Origin of the sequence: Peribacillus acanthi (assembly GCF_003073175.1) — a bacterium.
GTDB classification, from domain to species: Bacteria; Bacillota; Bacilli; order Bacillales; family DSM-1321; genus Bacillus_BN; species Bacillus_BN acanthi.
The window spans coordinates 214,643-231,838 of record NZ_QBBX01000001.1; the positions used below are offsets into that span (position 1 = coordinate 214,643).

The 17,196-nt window shown below is 35.9% G+C and carries 18 protein-coding genes; 14 read left to right on the forward strand and 4 right to left on the reverse strand.

Translation table 11 applies throughout. The features are described 5' to 3' along the window. Positions 1-41 precede the first annotated feature (41 nt). The 3 genes from DBX25_RS01140 to DBX25_RS01150 all read left to right on the forward strand — a co-directional run bounded on the left by DBX25_RS01140 (position 42) and on the right by DBX25_RS01150 (position 3,713). Positions 42-1,853 (forward strand): DUF927 domain-containing protein, encoded by a 1,812-nt coding sequence (locus DBX25_RS01140; protein ID WP_108668945.1) that lies wholly within the window; start codon positions 42-44, stop codon positions 1,851-1,853. Positions 1,854-1,949: 96 nt separating this feature from the next. Next, positions 1,950-2,858, forward strand: coding sequence for a tyrosine-type recombinase/integrase (locus tag DBX25_RS01145; RefSeq protein ID WP_108668946.1), 909 nt, complete (start codon positions 1,950-1,952; stop codon positions 2,856-2,858). A 54-nt stretch (positions 2,859-2,912) separates the two neighbouring features. Continuing rightward, positions 2,913-3,713 (forward strand): hypothetical protein, encoded by an 801-nt coding sequence (locus DBX25_RS01150; protein ID WP_157950828.1) that lies wholly within the window; start codon positions 2,913-2,915, stop codon positions 3,711-3,713. Positions 3,714-4,012: 299 nt separating this feature from the next. Here DBX25_RS01150 and DBX25_RS01155 read toward each other — a convergent pair whose 3' ends face one another. From DBX25_RS01155 to DBX25_RS01165, 3 genes are all read right to left on the reverse strand, one after another. Further along, entirely contained in the window at positions 4,013-4,252 is a 240-nt protein-coding gene (locus tag DBX25_RS01155) for a uracil-DNA glycosylase family protein (protein WP_108668948.1), read from the reverse strand. Between the two features lie 19 nt (positions 4,253-4,271). After that, entirely contained in the window at positions 4,272-5,417 is a 1,146-nt protein-coding gene (locus tag DBX25_RS01160; RefSeq protein ID WP_108668949.1) for a uracil-DNA glycosylase, read from the reverse strand. A 168-nt stretch (positions 5,418-5,585) separates the two neighbouring features. After that, entirely contained in the window at positions 5,586-6,230 is a 645-nt protein-coding gene (locus DBX25_RS01165) for a hypothetical protein (protein WP_108668950.1), read from the reverse strand. A gap of 393 nt (positions 6,231-6,623) precedes the next feature. On the opposite strand from DBX25_RS01165, the gene DBX25_RS01170 reads away from it, so the two are divergent. Continuing rightward, positions 6,624-9,290 carry an Ig-like domain-containing protein gene (locus tag DBX25_RS01170; RefSeq protein WP_157950830.1) on the forward strand — a complete coding sequence of 889 codons (2,667 nt, stop codon included), beginning with the start codon at positions 6,624-6,626 and terminating at the stop codon, positions 9,288-9,290. 921 nt (positions 9,291-10,211) lie between these two features. Further along, complete coding sequence (locus DBX25_RS01175; protein ID WP_157950832.1) at positions 10,212-11,174, forward strand: hypothetical protein; 963 nt, start codon at positions 10,212-10,214, stop codon at positions 11,172-11,174. Positions 11,175-11,486: 312 nt separating this feature from the next. On the opposite strand, the gene DBX25_RS01180 is transcribed toward DBX25_RS01175, so the two are convergent. Continuing rightward, positions 11,487-11,711 carry a hypothetical protein gene (locus DBX25_RS01180; protein ID WP_108668953.1) on the reverse strand — a complete coding sequence of 75 codons (225 nt, stop codon included), beginning with the start codon at positions 11,709-11,711 and terminating at the stop codon, positions 11,487-11,489. Positions 11,712-11,798: 87 nt separating this feature from the next. Here DBX25_RS01180 and DBX25_RS01185 point away from each other — a divergent pair, with 87 nt between their 5' ends. From DBX25_RS01185 to DBX25_RS01215, 9 genes are all read left to right on the forward strand, one after another. Then, positions 11,799-12,035: a hypothetical protein gene (locus DBX25_RS01185; RefSeq protein WP_108668954.1), complete on the forward strand. Its 237-nt coding sequence runs from the start codon at positions 11,799-11,801 to the stop codon at positions 12,033-12,035. A gap of 359 nt (positions 12,036-12,394) precedes the next feature. Continuing rightward, the gene (locus DBX25_RS01190) at positions 12,395-12,766 is read left to right on the forward strand and encodes a hypothetical protein (protein ID WP_108668955.1); all 372 of its coding nucleotides are present in this window, start codon (positions 12,395-12,397) and stop codon (positions 12,764-12,766) included. A 292-nt stretch (positions 12,767-13,058) separates the two neighbouring features. Beyond that, the gene (locus DBX25_RS21725; RefSeq protein ID WP_420812884.1) at positions 13,059-13,229 is read left to right on the forward strand and encodes a hypothetical protein; all 171 of its coding nucleotides are present in this window, start codon (positions 13,059-13,061) and stop codon (positions 13,227-13,229) included. Continuing rightward, complete coding sequence (locus DBX25_RS21730; RefSeq protein WP_420812885.1) at positions 13,229-13,489, forward strand: JAB domain-containing protein; 261 nt, start codon at positions 13,229-13,231, stop codon at positions 13,487-13,489. The genes DBX25_RS21725 and DBX25_RS21730 overlap by 1 nt, the downstream gene beginning before the upstream one ends. Positions 13,490-13,626: 137 nt before the next feature. Next, positions 13,627-13,944: a JAB domain-containing protein gene (locus DBX25_RS01200; protein ID WP_108668956.1), complete on the forward strand. Its 318-nt coding sequence runs from the start codon at positions 13,627-13,629 to the stop codon at positions 13,942-13,944. 767 nt (positions 13,945-14,711) lie between these two features. Then, the gene (locus tag DBX25_RS01205; RefSeq protein WP_108668957.1) at positions 14,712-14,915 is read left to right on the forward strand and encodes a hypothetical protein; all 204 of its coding nucleotides are present in this window, start codon (positions 14,712-14,714) and stop codon (positions 14,913-14,915) included. Positions 14,916-14,979: 64 nt separating this feature from the next. After that, the gene (locus tag DBX25_RS21595) at positions 14,980-15,114 is read left to right on the forward strand and encodes a hypothetical protein (RefSeq protein WP_276309560.1); all 135 of its coding nucleotides are present in this window, start codon (positions 14,980-14,982) and stop codon (positions 15,112-15,114) included. A 457-nt stretch (positions 15,115-15,571) separates the two neighbouring features. Beyond that, a complete protein-coding gene (locus DBX25_RS01210) occupies positions 15,572-16,267 on the forward strand; it encodes a hypothetical protein (protein WP_108668958.1) in 696 nt (231 codons plus the stop codon). A 344-nt stretch (positions 16,268-16,611) separates the two neighbouring features. After that, on the forward strand, positions 16,612-17,196 hold the full coding sequence (locus DBX25_RS01215; protein WP_240620100.1) for a transposase: 585 nt from the start codon (positions 16,612-16,614) through the stop codon (positions 17,194-17,196).

Below are 17,196 nucleotides of genomic sequence, written 5' to 3' on the forward strand. Positions count from 1 at the left end.
TGATACCATCAAAAAAATAAATTGAAAGGGATGGGTATTGTATGACACAAAGCTCAAACGGGGTTGTACCAAAGAAAAGGAAACATACCCAAGCACCAGCAAAACAGATCGAGTACTTCGGCTCCAATAAGTTCTTTAAATTGACTCCTAATAAGTTGTATATCAAGGCTGAAGGAGAAGGTACACCTTCGTATGATCCAGTCAGTAAGTATGTGAAAATCACCAAAATTGAACAAGCTGAGGAATCCCATGATGTTACTCTTACCCTTGAATTCTTATACCTCAATCAATATAAAACCATTGAAATTACTAGGGACCAATTACAACCAAATGAATTACAAAAACTGACTATAAAAGGCATTGATGTATTCTATCATAACGTAAAAGGTATCGTACAATTTTTAAGATGCCAAGAAGAACAGGCTCCATATGAATCTGTACACACCCATTTAGGATGGGAAGAGCATAAAGGCGGATTGTATTTCAAGCACCATGAAATCATTGGACAGCCTACTAGAATATCGACATATAAAGGTAAATTCAATATAGAACCTAAAGGCACTCTTCAAGGATGGAAGGATGTCATTGAAGAGGAAGTCGTTGGGAACAGTCATCTAGAGATTGCCCTTACATTTGGATTCTCTGCAGTAATTGTGGGGATGTTATCGACCATCAAAGATATTGATAGTCTTATAGTCCATATATGTGGTAAGAGTTCGAAAGGAAAAACCACAGCCGCTCAAACAGGTGTTTCACCGTTTGGACGCCCAAGTAAAAATGATAAGGGTCTTATCAAAAGCTGGAATGCTACTGGAAATGCGATTGTGACCTACGTTCGAAATAATCATGGTGTACCAATAGTTTTGGATGAAGCCTCCATGAGTAATTTGAAAGACTTTACGGCACTCATCTACACATTTGCAGAAAACCGTGAAAAGGATCGAATGACGAAAGATGGCGGACTTAGAAATCAAGGCGATTGGTCTACGACCATCATCTCGACTGCCGAACATTCATTGTTCCAAAAAACCAACTCAAACGAGGGATTACGTGTTCGAGCCTTTGAATTCCCCAATACGACCTGGACTACTTCTGCGGAAAACTCCAATGCCATCAAAGAAGGATTGATGGAGAATTACGGTCATGCGGGAATAGAATTCATCCAATACGTACAGCAACTTGGTGTAGAAGAAGTAGATAAAAGATGTAAGAAATGGATGAAAACTTGTGAGGAAACGTTAAAGGATTCTCCCTTTATCTCTAGAATTTCCGAAAAATTCGGAATTATCCTAGCGACAGCCGAGCTGGTGAATGAAGCTTTGAATCTGCCATTGGATATTGCAAAGATGTTGGAAGTCCTTTATGAAGTCGAACTTGAGAGTGCTAATGAACGAGACCAAGGGGAGAAAGCATACGATTATATTCTAGAAAAAATCGTCCAAAACCATGATCTTTTTCGTTCCGATGATCGAGAGTTCAAGGGTCGTGAATGTTGGGGGAAAATCACATATGGTGATGTATACCATGAAGTAGCGATCCTTAGACATAAAATGAAACAGTTTCTGACAGAAAACGGAGTCACCGATCCTAAAGTCGTCTTTCAAAACTGGAAAGAAAAGGGCTACTTAAAGGCGGAAACAGGAAAACATTCGAATCGAAGAATCGTAATGAAATCAGGTGAAGAAGAATTAAGAAAACAAAGTGGTCTTAAAACAAGAGCAGGCTCTAAAGGTGAGGATGTAGTGTATGTACTTCATATTCCTAGCAAGCAATTAACTGACCTGGGTGTACGAAAAATTGCAACAATAGATGAAATCAAAAACATGGCACGACCAAAAAAGTCAAAGAAGTAAGTAAAAAAGTGAATAAATAACCTATGAAGTTAATTTTCGAGAGATTGAGAGAAGGTAGGATCTTCTTCATCTCTTGCATTTGAAAGGGGAAAGAAAATGAATTACTTTGCTAACCAAACACCTGTTGAGATTCTAGGTAGCCGACCATTCGGTTCATATACCAAAGATTTTCTTGAGGGGCTATCACTAAGGAATGCGAGTGGTGAAACCATTAGCGGCTATGGACTAGACTTAGAGATGTTCAATCGTTTCCTAGAAGAAAGATATAACGGAATTGTCATGCTGGAGGATGTGAAGACGCATGATATTGAAGACTACCTCATGATGCTTAAAACGGTCAAAAACTATCAACCAGGTAGTGTGAATCGTCATTTGTGTACCATTCGATCCTTTTATAATTTTGCGGTCAAAAAAGGATGGACTCAGTTCCATGCAGCAGCACCCATTGACCAACTCAAGGTACCGAGAAAAGAACGTACTTTTATAGACGAACAAGAATACCATGAGCTCGTCCATGCCATTGAACACCCTATCATCAAAACGATTATCCAATTCCTGTTCTATACAGGACTTCGTATTACGGAATGCTTAACCCTTACTCTGGAAGATGTGGACCTGGAAACAAAAATCATCCATGTGAAAAATGGTAAAGGGAAGAAGGAAAGGAAAGTTCCTATTAGTGAAAAGCTAGTGCCACTCCTTAACACCTATCTAGAAGATGTGCGTCCATATGTCGACAGCAACCGTTTTTTCGCTCTTGCGAAAACGGGTAAAGTTTCAGATGTGTATGTCAATCGTACCCTTCATGAGACGACTCAAAAGCTTGGATGGAAAAAGGTCATTACCTGTCACGTTCTACGCCATAGCTTTGCATCAAATCTGGTGAAAAAGAACATCCATGTCGTACACATCCAAAATCTATTAGGCCATGCAGATTTGAAAACGACTTCTGTTTATGTCCATGCCAATCAGGATCAATTAGCCGAAGCAGTAGCAGCATTGTAAAAGGGGAGCGTTAAGCTTCCCTATTTTTATCATATGAAAGTGAGGATAAGGGAAATGAAACAAGAAGATGCTCCAGTTTATGATAGAAGAGTCAATGAAATTTTGAAAGGATTAGATGAGAAAATACCAAGAGATGAATTGGCCAAAAGGTTTGGTCATAAAAACTATAAGACCTTAGACATCTACATGAGGCGTAGGAATTTCACTTGGGACCAAGCCTTACAAAACTATGTTCCCAAGCAAGAAAACGATAGAATGGGAAATAATGAACGATCCATGCCCACTCATAAAGCTGGAATGGTCATAGAGTTACTGAAACAGCTAGACTTTAACATTGAAGAGATTTGCCAAAAAGTAGGATTCAGAGACCACAGGGAGTTAGCGGAATATATGACTGCTAAAAGCTACGTTTGGTCGCCTGAAGAGCGTAATTATGTATATAAATTGGACCTAGAAAGAGAAGTCCAGAATGATAAGGTACAAGAGATGGAGGAAATTAATCCAAAAAGTGTACCAGAGGATAGTCTAAGGTTGCTTAGCAATGCCGTTTCAGACGACATCCTAGCAAGACTCGAGAGGTTCTTACCATTATTTGAGATGTTGGATATGCATAAAGAGAGATTGCTAGAAGTCATTACACCAGATAGTTCCTCCGATACCTTACCAAGATACATCGTTCCAGGGAGAACTAGTGGAAAAACCATACAAATGGCTGAACCTTTGCAGGACATGGCCGTCAAGTTCTGTAATGAAAGGAATATCAAACAACGAGAATTGTTTGAAATAGCCCTCATCGAATTTTTCAAGCGTAATGGATATGAGTATGAAGTCACTAAACTAATGCGATCCCATTGAACAGCTGGTGCTATTTTGCTCAGCTGTTCTTTTTTTGCCCCTAATTCCCACCAACCATTCCCCCGCATGGGGGAAAAACAAACCCAGTAATACCAAGGAAAACCGGACCTTCCCCCAGTTCCCCTAGCAAAAAAATCTCTTACATAAAAGAGATGGACTCAATCCATTTTGTGAGAAGGAGGATGGAATAAGCAGTAAGGGTATTATGCTTCCTAGTACCCTGATTTGGATTGTTCCTGTATTGATTTTACTATTTATATCCTAAGGCAATCATCGTTTCATTAAAGTACGCTATAACACTATAGGACGATGCGGTACATGGGATGATAAAAGTCCACAAAAAGAGTATCCAATGCTTTACCAAATAAGGCTCCAGAACCACACTTAGTACTCTCGAACCCTAGTATTTCTTGAACGATAGAAAATGTTCCACCACAAATTATTACATCAGGTTTGATGATTTCAATTTCTTTCATCCAAAGTTCGTTGTTAGTGATAGCGTGGGCTCTAATTTCATCATAATTGCTTCCCTCGTTCAATATAGTATCGTTTTTATTGTTAGTTCTTACTTTGGAAATTGATTGGTTCCAAGCCCTTAGAAATTCTTATTGGATATTTATGTGCTAATTGTTTAAAGTCAGTTTCTTGTTGTTCATAAGTCCTTTTCCTTGTATTTATTACTTGTGGACTTGGGTGATATAGTGGGTAAAGCCATCGATTATTCCATTTTGTGAAGGTAGCTATATCATTACTAAATACTAATTGGTGTTTTTCAATATCATTTAGGGCTTCTAATGCTTTCTTTCCTAATGTGACTACGACTTTGGGGTTGACCAAATCAATGATTCTAGCAAGGTGAGAGCTGCAATTTTTCACTTCTGATTTATTAGGAGGCCTAACTTTTCCATTTTCATTAGTTGGACAACAAAGTACTGCATTTGTAATAAAAACATCAGAACGTGTCCAATTTATTGAAGATAAAAGCTTTTCGAAATTTTTTCCTGTCTCATCGCCGTGTAAAGGAATACCTGAAATGTCAGCTCCACGCGGGCCAGGAGCTTCAGCAATAAACATAATATCAGCATTAAGGTTTCCATTTTTATATCCAATGACAGCTTCTTTATCTTTCATAGCTACACATAATTGACAATTCTTAGCTTGGGATATTAATTGACTGTACACTATGTCTTTATCAGTTTTATTGGTGGTGCCTGCAATTGTTTTATTTATGATTCTTTCCTTACCGAAGAGTTTCTCTAAATATAACATTTTATTTTTAAAGTCCCATCTCTTGTACTCGGGTTCGAGAGCATTCGTTAATAAATCTTCAATAGCTTTCCTTTGATTTATTAAGTTCGAAGGAAGTTGCATGAAAAAAATCGTAAGCTTTCCTTGATATTGTCCTAATTTAAAAAAATCTGAACGACTATCTGTTCTTGAGAAAATTTTTTCCATATGTCTTCTCAATCTATACCTAATTCTCTCTTCGCTTTCTCCGACGTAAAGAATCTTATTATTCTTGGCTATTATATAAAGTCCACCAATACCTTCAGAAACATTGTCTCGAATGATTTCTTTTACTGATTGAAATTGTTGAAGAGTTGAATTTGAATATAATGTTACCTCAAACTTTTTCCAAATTGGATTTGAGATGGGCAATATCTGAAGAGTGGTTAAAAGTTCTTCAATGGATTCTTTCATCATTTTTATCGACCTCGATTTTCATGAATTACTTAGTAATTTATTACAAGTTGTTTTAAAAAAGGGTAGTAGTTTAGGAGGTCATGATCCATTCCTCCTGTACTTTTTTAGTACATTCTATTAATAAAGTGAAATACTAGAACAGAGCAATTTAAATATAGTCATTCAACGTCAACTTAATTTAGAAAGTAAATCAACATTTCGATTCAACAAGTCGTTTAAACCTGCTATGTCATTGACAATATTTCTTGAAACCATATCTCTCGCTCCAATATGAACGAAGCTTGGTTTTGTTTGAATTTGTTGTATAAGAAAGTTTCTACCAAAATCATCATCAATTTTTTCTGCAATCTCTGGCCTCAACTCAAAGGTACTAATTTTCTCAGCATATAAATTATGTACTTCTATGTTTCGTATTCTTTCTCCACCATCTTTACTATCATTTAAGAAACGTCTGCAATATAAATAATCGTCCTCATGGATTAATTCACGTTTATTTAGTTCTGATAGTATTTTATGCCCACTTCTATATTTCTTTTCACATTCTTGAAGCCTAGGAATGTATTCATCGGGAGAGTTGATTTCACTTGATACTATAACATGCATTAATATCTCCTCTATATAGACACTTAAACACTTGTAGGTGAAATTGTCCATTGCAAGTAAGACCATTAATTTTAGCTCAAGTGTCTTTTCGATAAAGAAAGATGGTAATCTTGGGTCAAGCTCCCAAGACATAATTCTCTTTCTATCCTCAATTACTTCTTTTCTAGTTTTCATTTCTGCTTCAATGAATTGCTTATAGAACTTACCCATTGTATAATTTACCCCTTTGAAATCCTTTAGTTAAATCGAACTTTCAACCTGCAAAGGCAAAATTTCATTTCACTTTCATTCCACCAACCCTATATCCATATTATTACATACTTAGAATATGGAAAGTTGGACAAAACCCTTACTTTTTACAGACGTAGTTCTACAATTTTCATTGTTTAGATTTGGGGAGATAGGGGACCGTGGGGAAATGTTGGAGTACATCAATTCTCATGTATTTTGGTTTTGGGGAATTATAGTTTTCTAGGGGACGAACATTTTCGGAACAAATTTCCTATGTTTTTTGTCATGATTGAGTCTGTATGGTTTTCGTATTTTATTCGAAAACTATCTAGTTTTTTTGTATGGAGCAACTATAGAGACAAAGATGGAGGCTTGCAAACTCCTTGGGACACATGGGCATATATTATAGAAGAAACTCGGATTTTTTCTCGTTGCTTTCGTGCGATTAACGCTACTACTGTTGAGTTAACTTTCAAAGATGCTGTTAAAGACGTTAAAGCAAGCGATTTTAAAATCGAAGGTTTAACAGTTTCAAACGCAGCTGTAAAACAAACAGACAGCAAAGTTGTAGTTCTTACTACTTCTGCTCAAGATGGTACTAAAGAGTACACTGTTAAGTCTGGTGAAACTACTCTTGGTAAATTCAAAGGGATTTCTGCTGTAATTCCAACAGCAATCAGCGTTACTGAAAAATCACAACAAGGTGTTCTTGGACAACAAGTTACTGTTTCTGCAAGTGTTACAGTTGCTGAAGGTCAATCAAAAGCTGGTATCCCTGTAACTTTCAACGTTACTAGTGATGCTCCTGCACTTAATGCACCACAAGTTGTTGAGGCTGTAACAAATGCTGACGGTGTTGCTTCTTATACTTATACTCGTTATGCAAGCACAACTGATACAGTTGTAGCATATGCAACTGGCGATCGTACTAAATTCTCTACTGGTTATGTTTACTTTGCAGCTGCTAAACAATTAACAGTATCAGAATTAACTGCTGGTAATGCTCTAGCTAACAATGCTAAAAAGACTTATAAAGTAACAGGTCTTGCTAATACTTCTTACTTTGTAGCTATTAAAGAAAACTTAAATGTTGCTCCAAACAAACTAACTGATGTAGCTGTATTAGATTTTAACGGTCAATGGAAAAACCCTTACACATTAACTACTGGTGCTTACCAAACTGTTGAAATTAAAACAGATGCAAAAGGTGAAGCTACTTTCACTCTATATGCTGAAGATGCAACTGTAACACCAATCGTTTACTCTGCAACAAATGCAAGCAAAACTTACAAGTCAACTGATTTGCAAACTATTGCTCCATCAGTAACATATTCACTAACAAATGTACTTCAATTAGCTGTTCAAGCTGAAGGTGTACAACAAGCTGCGAAATATGCAGTATATCCAGTAGGTCAAACTGCAACTGCAACTGGTCTAGGTGGACGTAAATATTCAGTAACTGTTACTGATAAAGACGGTAAATTAGCTCCTAAAGGTACTGTTGCTTATGTAACATTCGCAGCTGGAAACATTGCAAATCCAGGTAATGTATTTGTAGTTTCTGGAGGAACAATCCACGCTTCAACTGGTGTAATTCCAGTTACAGTAGGAGACGAAGGTAAAGCTTCATTCCGTATTTTAGGTTCTGGTGAAACAACGTATGCAATTCCAACAGTATTCTTAAACACTGCTGGTACAGTGGCTCCTGCTCTAGATAAAACTGATGTACAACTTGTTGGCGAAGCTACATACTTCACTGATGCAACTGTACGTAACGCAGTTATTTCTACAACAAACAGTGCTGGTAATGCAGCTTCTAGCTTCGTAGTTAATAGTGAAGCAACTGTAACTTACCAAGCTGTTGATCAAAACGGTTTTGCTTATCCAACAGGTGTACGCTATGACTTATCATTCGATGTAGCTTCTACTTTTGGCAATGTTACAGTTAAAGATGAGACTGGTGCTACTTTAAATGCAGTACAAAACTTAGGAACTGTTAAGACTTATAATGTTAAGTCAGATCTAAATGGTAAGGCTGTAATTAAATTAGTGTCTTCTAACCAAGATACTATTTCAGTGAATGTTTCTGGAGCTAACCACATCCTTCCAGTTCAAGCTGCTACTGTAACTTACACTGGCGTAGCTGGAACTTTAGATCGTGTGAACGCTGCTACAAATGCTCAAGATATATTGGATGCTTTAAGAGCGAGTTCAACTTACAAATCTAAACTAGATACAATTTCTGGAGCAAATCAACTTACAGTAGCTAGTGCAATCTTAACTAAGCGCCCTGGTGCTGGATATACTCAAACTCAATTAGACACTACATTCACAACAGAATTTAATGCATTAGCTGATTCTACAGCACCAGCTGCTCCTACATTGGTTGGATCAGGAAGTTTAGCTGATAACATTTTAAATGCAACTGAGCTTAATGCTCCTACAGAAGTACGAGTTAACCTAAATGGTGCATCTGCTACTGAACCGGTTGCTGGAGATGTTGTAAAAGTAACTTTCAATGGTAAAGTTTATAGCCATACTTTAACGACTACTAACATCACTAATGATAATGCAATTGTTGCTATTCCTGCTGCAGATTTAACTGGCTTAGCTGACGGAAGCTATGTACTTACTGCTACAGTAACTGATTTTGCTGGAAATCTATCAGCTATTTCAACTAACTACACAATTACAGTTGATGCTGATGTTGCTGGGGCTACATTAACTGCTGTGAATTCTTCAGCTGGTTTTGGCATTGCTGCAGATGAGTTCTTAAGCGCTATTACAATTGAAGACACTACATTTGCAGGTAATGGTGGAACTGATAAAGCTGTATTAGCTAACTTTAGTACTGATGGTACTGATAAAACAGCAAGTTTCATTATAACAGCTACTGATGGGACTACTCTAACAAATGCTTCAAACAATGATTTAGTTGAATTTACAGTAACTGATTTAGCTGGAAACACAACTTCTTATGAAGCTAAATTTGATGCTTCAACTAATCAGTGGGTATTGACTCTAGTAGTTGCTCCTTAATAAAAATAAACGAAACGTTACTTCATAAGTTCAGTAATAAATGAATGAAAGAAGTGGAACGAGACCTCATCACAAGCTTAGTGGCCTCTTGTATGAGGTTTTGTTCTAACTGTAACTTCCAAAAAGTGGGTGAAATTCCTACTCTTGTAAATAGTCAGAATACTTGTGCCTAATCCTCCTGCATCCAGTGAGGTTCTAATTCAACCAAAGGGATGAAGTCAGGTGAAGTCGTACTCACAAAAGTGAGGCGGGGCTCCTTAAAAGGTGGCTATGGTTAGGAGACGAATCCATGTAGGCAGGGTGAGGTAGTGGATACTACGAATAGCTAGGAGTTTAGTATTCATCCTTAAATATGAAATGATTTAATGGCGATCAGCATAATTGACTATTAAACTGGTCGTTCTCATTCCTGAATAGTGGAAGCCTAAGGTCATCAAAAAGAGGGATGGAAGTAATGGAACGTTTGAAGTCCTACTAGAATAGGTGGATTAGCACCAGTGAGACTAGTAAGATGGCGGCGCATCCGTAGTAGCTAAGAAGTCAGCCGTTTGTACTGCTGTGGTAACATAGTGGGAGGGTAAAACTGATGGAGCGAAGGGGTGCAGTCAGTAGTAGAGTATTAATCAAATTATTCTCAAGAATAAGTTTAATAGACCAATCATATGTAGATATGATTGGTCCTATTATGGATATAGTATAGGTAATTAATACTATATGTGTAGGATTAATTCTTCTGTTGACGGAACGCCGTATGCGTTGAAAGGCGCCTGTACGGTGTAGGCTCGAATCGAAAGCCATGTGTAAATGGTATAAGCCGAGAATAGCGTAGTAACTGTATCAAATCAAACTGCATTTAATAATGCTTTATTAAATCCATCGATTACAAAAATTGTATTAGGAAGCAGCTTCTCAGCAAATGCATTGATTACACGTAAATTGGATTTGAATTTAAATGGTAAAACCCTAACAGGAAACGTTACATTCACTACTACCGAGAGTGGTACAATCACACTTGGTGCAGGTACATTAGCTGGAAATCTTACAGTTAACACACCAAATGTGAGTTTCGTGAATAATGCTACTGTTACAGGTACTACAACAATTACTGATGTTGCTTCTTCCACTTTCACTAATAATGGTATTCTTACTGGTGGAGTAACTGTAACTGATAATAATGCTCGTATTGTTAATAATGGGACATTAACTGCTGGTTTAACAGTTAATACGCCAGGCACAGTGAAACTTGAAGGTACTTTTAGTTCTGTAATTGTTTCTCAAACAACTACTATTGACCTGACAGGTGGAACAATTACTGCATTAACTGCAAATGCTCCTGTTGTTGTACAGGGTGGTGCAATTACAACTCCGGTTAGTGGTACAGGTGCAGTTACTCAGAATAACGTTGTTGCTCCAACTGTTAAGATTGAAGATTATGTTACTCTTAAAGTTGTTAAAGGAACTGACACTTTCTATGGTGTTCAAGTAAGAATGACTCTAAGTGATGCTGAAAAAGATAAACTAGCAAATGGTGATACTTTAAAAGTGTCGTTATTAAAAGGTAGTTCAGTTCTTGCTACTAGCACACTTATTAATACAGGTACTAGTATTGCAGATAAGTTTGTAAATGTATTTGATGGAGTAACTGGATATGGCTCCACATACTTTACACCTAACAAAACTTATACTTCATCAAGTTGGAATACTACTTCATGGACAAACGTTACTGCTGCTGATAAGCCCACTGGTGTAAAAGTAGAAGTGTTTAGAAATGGTGCATTGGTTTCTACATCAACTAGTAGTGCTGCACTAAATGAGCAATTTGTAGATGCAGATAGCCCAGATCAGATTTCATGGGATAGTCTGTTTACTCCTGTACAACCTTAATACGAAACGTTACTTCATAAGTTCTTAGGTGAATGAAAGAAGTGGAACAAGAACCTCATTACAATGCCTTTGGCCTCTTGTTTGAGGTTTTTGTTCTAACTATTACTTCCAATTAGTAGGTGAAATTCCTACTCTTGTAAACATGGACAAAGTTTTTGAAAACCAGAACATCTGTCTAATTAAAAGTAGAACAAAGAATGGAGAGCATGGTTGAATTACCGATCTATCTATCTATTTTTTTTAAGTTATTATACTCAGAATATTACAAAAATATTTTTGGGTAAAAAAAGGTATGAAGAAATATGAAGAATTTTATAAAAATAATATTGTCAAAGAACAGATTAGAGGATGTAAACTTCTTAAGACAAATTCAATCGCAGAATTAATCGTTAATGTTTGTTCGTTAACTTCATGCCACTTCATCATCTTTTTAATAGTATCTTTTTTCATGTATTGGATGAATTCTAAAAAGATGAAGAATTCATCTGCTTGATTTTTAAATGTCTTTTTATAAAGAGCTTTTAGCCATTGTACCATTTGACAGTTTTCTTCAGGTATTATCCTATTAGTCTTATATTCCATGCTAAAATGGATGATATAGAATTGGAAAGTAGTGATTAAAAAATGGGATATGGACTGTACTTAGCTGACATTGAAACATTCAATGATTTAGTCGATTGGCTGGAGGATCACATAAAGAATACTCTATCTGAATTAGGAGCAGGCAAAGCACCAAATGATCTAAAAATGATAGTAAAGGTACTTGTTGAAGATATACTGAGAGATGAAATAAAAAAGTATGGTTGGACAGGTGATGAAGTAAATATCGGTGTCAGACACCATTCGTGGACAGATCTGTAAATTTGTTTACGTGGAACGTACACTGTGAAGAAAGCTCTGTGGAGAGAAATCTCTACAGGGCTTTTCTATTTGTGTGATGAAAACTCCTATTTTAAATTTAGGATATCTTGAATATCTGGTGTCAGACACCATCCGTGGACATTTTGATGAATTTGTTTACGTGTAGCGTACACTATGTAGAAAGCTCTGTGGAGAGAAATCTCTGCGTGGCTATTCTTTTTTGAAATTCAAAATTAAAGACTATGCAAAATCATTTTGTCCATGAGAGAAGGGACTTATCATTATTTTGAAAAGAAGGAGTGGATGGGAAATATGTCGAATTTTTATAAAGAATATTGTCATAAAGGGGAGCGAATGAAGTGGAAGAAAGGATTCTGAAAGTAAACGAATTTGTTGGTCCTTCTTATACAAATGGTTTGTTTGGATTTCGTTATAATCAAGAGCCAGTTTCGTATTATATTGGGGACCATCATGGTTCTATTTATCATTTAAATATGAGTATGATTGAGGCACTAGCCACCGATTTTCCGGCTTATATTGTAGTGTTTGATCACAAAACAGATAAAGTAAGTGAATGGGGACCGCAAACGGAAATTGGCTTATGTAAGTTAATGATGGACGGGAAAATGAACTTGGTTAGAAAAAATAAAAATGGAGAAGAATTACTTATTCGCTTTATTTGGGAAGGGCCAATTTGGATACCAAAGAATAGACCAACAAAGAGAAAATGATTGGATGCCTGACACTCCTCATGAATATCGGTGTCAGACACCATCCGAGGACAAATAAGTAGTTTTAAAATATCTGGTGTCAGACACCATTCGTGGACAAATTGATAATTTTGTTCGCATGGAGTGTACACTATGAAGGAAGCCTTGTGGAGAGAAATCTCTACAGGGCTTTTCTTTTTTCTATAACCGAATCAACTAGAAAAATAAGTTTATATTATAATAGTGATAAGAAAACATCAGCCCTAATTTCTTTCGAGGAGTTAGGGCTATTTCTATTTGAGGAGGAAACATTGTGAAAATGTATGAGGTAAAGAAACAAAAGCAATTAGAACTATTAGAGAAAGGAACATCGTTCCAGAAACCAGCCAAACGAATCAACATCGTAAGCCTAAAATTAGTAAAGGAATCTAGTATTTTGTATATAATAGAAAAATTACATCACCAGATGATGCTTACAAATTGATGAGGGACCTTTTAGTTGATTGTGATCGAGAGAGGTTTGTTGTAGTTTGTCTAGATACAAAGAATCAGCCTACTGCCATAAATATATGCCATGTAGGCAGTTTGAATGCAAGTATAGTTCACCCTAGGGAGATAATGAAGGCTGCTATCCTTGCCAATTCAGCTTCGATGAGAATATCTAATGTCAGACACCATTCGTGGACATTTTTAAAAATATGTTTTCATGGAATGAACACCATGAAGGAAGTTCTGTGGAGATAAATTTCTGCAGGGCTTTTCTTTTTTCTAGACCCAAATCAAATAGAAAAATAAGCTTATATTATATTCGTGTAAACGAAAACAACAGCCCAAATTCCTTTCGTGGAGTTAGGGCTATATCTATTTGAGGAGGAAACATTGTGAGAAATTATGAGGTGAAAAATCAGAAACAATTAGAGCTATTCGAGAAAGGAACATCGTCCCAAAAACCAGCCAAACGCATCAACATCGTAAAACTAAAATTAGTGAAGGAATCCAGCTTACTCTACAAAGAAAGAAGCAGCAAATCACCAGAGGATGGATACAAGCTCATGAAAAACTTTTTAGGTGACTTAGATCGTGAAGCCTTCATCGTCATTAGCATGGAAACAAAGAATCAACCTGTTTCCATTAACATATTCCATGTAGGTAGTCTAAATGCCAGCATCGTTAACCCTAGAGAAGTCGACTATTGTTAAACTAAATCGAAATGAAGCGAGAATAATGTCTCGCATTTTTTATTGATCAAGAAATTCCCACAAATCCACCTTTATTTTCACAACTAGAAACGTACCCCGAACCTTACAAGGGAGTACCTGATTTCGGTTATAAACCCTCGAATAAGAGCTAAACAAAAAAGGGAGGGTTCGCTTTTCCTGGTCTTCTTTTGTTTTGATATCTAAGAGGGGGGCTTAGAATGTATAACCATGTCGAAAAATGTTGGAATAAATTGTTAGAAATTGGTGATATTTCTGTTATTATAGTAGTATAAATTTCCTATTTTATTTCGATAAAATTAAATAAGGTGATTAATTGATACTAAAATCATGTAGTCCTAATACTAGGATTTGTGCTATGTGTTCGCACTGGAATGGTTTTGTAGGTGGTAAAAATGTTATGCCAAGAGAGGGGATGTCTCACACTTGGCAATACGAACCTAATGAAAGACAGGTTTGCTATAAAAAACATATAGAAAAAGCTGCTTGGAATTCATGTGGGGAATGGAAGAAAAAATACTAATCTGACATTGTACATAAGTGTTAGAAGGGATAAGGGAAATGTCAATAAATTCAAATCATGTAGATCAAAATGGATATTTTAAGTGTAGGGTTTGTTTGAAAAAAACATTTATTTCTCAAGGATTTTCTTGCAATCGTTGTGACAAACTTGTATGTAATAACTGTGGTAATGGTAGTTTTTGTGAGAAGTGTAGTAAAAAATAAATTATTTAAAGGAGAGTTTTGATATGAGTTTTTGGGATACGGCGGGAAAAATTGCTAGAGGTACTGCAAAGGTTTTGCAAGATGCTTCAGAACAAGCTGAAAGAAGAGCAAGAGAGCAAATTAGGACTTTTTCTGATGAACGTGTCCTAAGAGCAATGAATAATGCTGACGAGCAATGGGCAAGGAATATAGCTTATGAGGAAGCAAGGAGAAGAGGATTAGTATAGTAAAATAGTAATGTGAAATTACAAATACAAAATAGCACTTATTTTAAATAAGGAGGTAATTTTTATGTTTAAAAAATCAATCGCTTCTCAAATTAAGGAAGGGCTAAAAGAAGGTATTAAGGAATCAATAAAAAAAGAAGCACCAACTGCAGTTGCTTATGGTAAGCAAATAAAAGCTCTAATTAATAAGAAAAACTAGGATCAATAAGTTTTATTTGAAATATCTGTGTCAGACACCATTCGTGGACAAGTAAGTAGTTTTGATCATATGGAGAGGACAGAGATTTTTTTGATTTCTGTACTTATTCATAAAAGATAATAAAAACTTTTTCTGGTTTTCTTTTTTGAAAGATAATGAAGGTATTTGTCGAAATATATATAGATAAAGATAGTTAATATTCGAGATATCTGGTGTCAGACACAATTTATGGACAAATTTGGAATATCTGGTGTCAGACACAATACGTAGATATATTGATGAATTTGTTTGTGTGAAGGGTACACTATGAAGAAAGCTCTGTGGAGAGAAATCTTTGCGGGGCTTTTCTTTTTATATAGTCACTATAGGAAGGTATGATTTAAAATAGAATATAGACAGGATAAATCTAGTAGATATCATGATAGTGATATTAATGCAAACTAAAGGAGATTGAAAAATGTATTCATTTTATGATTTTGAAAATCTAAAGGCACTAGTTCTTCCTTATTCTGATAAAGCTCCGTATTACAGACCTTTTCTATTGCATGGTGAACTGCAACAGGTGGATATATTCTTAGTAGGAATTAATCCAGCTACTTCCGTATACCCTTCCGAAGTTAATATTGAAACCTGGATTAATACAATTGTAGACTATAGATTATATAATAGAGATTTCTCTTCAAAAGGATCTACACGTAGGGGAATTAATGGCTTTTTAACATTTGTAAAAAAGCACTATACTCATTCCCTTATTGAAACCAATTTTAACTCGTACCCTACTTCTAAGGCTGAACAATTAGCACAAAGTCATATTAGGCAAGAGGTAGAAGAGGGAGAGAAACGATTTATTAAAGTAATAGAGGCTCATGAACCTGCTTTAATCATTTTACATGGGCAGCAAACGATTACTATGTTCATGGACATGTTGAAAAAGAAGAATTGGAAACCATCTAAAAGGCTTTTTAAAAAGACTCCAATTGAGGATAGAGAAACACAGTTTCCACATTTCACTTTCCAATATTCTAGTGGAAAAATAGCGCAGGTATTTTCATGTCGCCATCTTCAATACTTCGGAAATAAAGGAGATTCCTACAAGGAATTTTTAGATGGGCTAACACCATTTATTATGACCTTAGCCAAATCTAAGGAATGAAGGAATGGTTCACCACCCGATATCTATGGAATATCTTAGAATGTCTGGTGTCAGACACTATTCGTGGACAAATTGGATGATTTAGTATATGTGGAAGGACAAAAAGTATATGGAGAGGACAGAAATTTTTTCTATCTCTGTACTTTTTTTGAAGGTAAATAATCTTTTAAAGTTTTTTTTATTTTGAAGGATATTGAAGGTTTATGTCGAAATATAGTAGATAAAGATAGTTAATATTCCTCAAATCAATACCCCTTTGTTCTTCAAAATAAGCAGCTACTTCTCCCGCTTTATTCTATTTATTATTTTCCATTCTATTATTTCATTTTTCTATGAAAGGACTGATGGATCTGGTAAGAAAAGGACGTCTTTGGTTTCCGGGGGCGAAGTATCACATTACTAGTCGGGGAGTGAGACGGACGAATCTTTTTCATGATGATGAAGATCGCACTACCTACCTCTCTTTACTAGAAGAAGCTATGTATCGATATTCTTTTCGTCTTCACACTTACTGCTTAATGACCAACCACATACACTTACAGATGGAAACATCTAATACTCCTCCATCCATTATCATGAAACTTATCCATACTAAATACGCGAAATATTTTAATAAGAAGTACCATCATTCAGGACATGTTTTTGAAAAACGTTATGGTGCGGAGATTATTGACACTTCTGAATATGAGCTGGATGTCAGCAAGTACATCCATCTAAATCCTTTTAAGGCTAATATGGTTAAACAATTAGAAGACTACCGATGGAGCAGTTTTCGAGTCTACCTATTACAAGAGACATCTTCACTCATATATTCAAAACAAATTCTTTCCTATTTTCCTGAACCTCAATCTGAAAATTATGAGAAGTATTGTAAGTCTGGCTACTTGGAGCTTACTTCTATTCATCCAAACAAAAGTGGAGGTGTATAA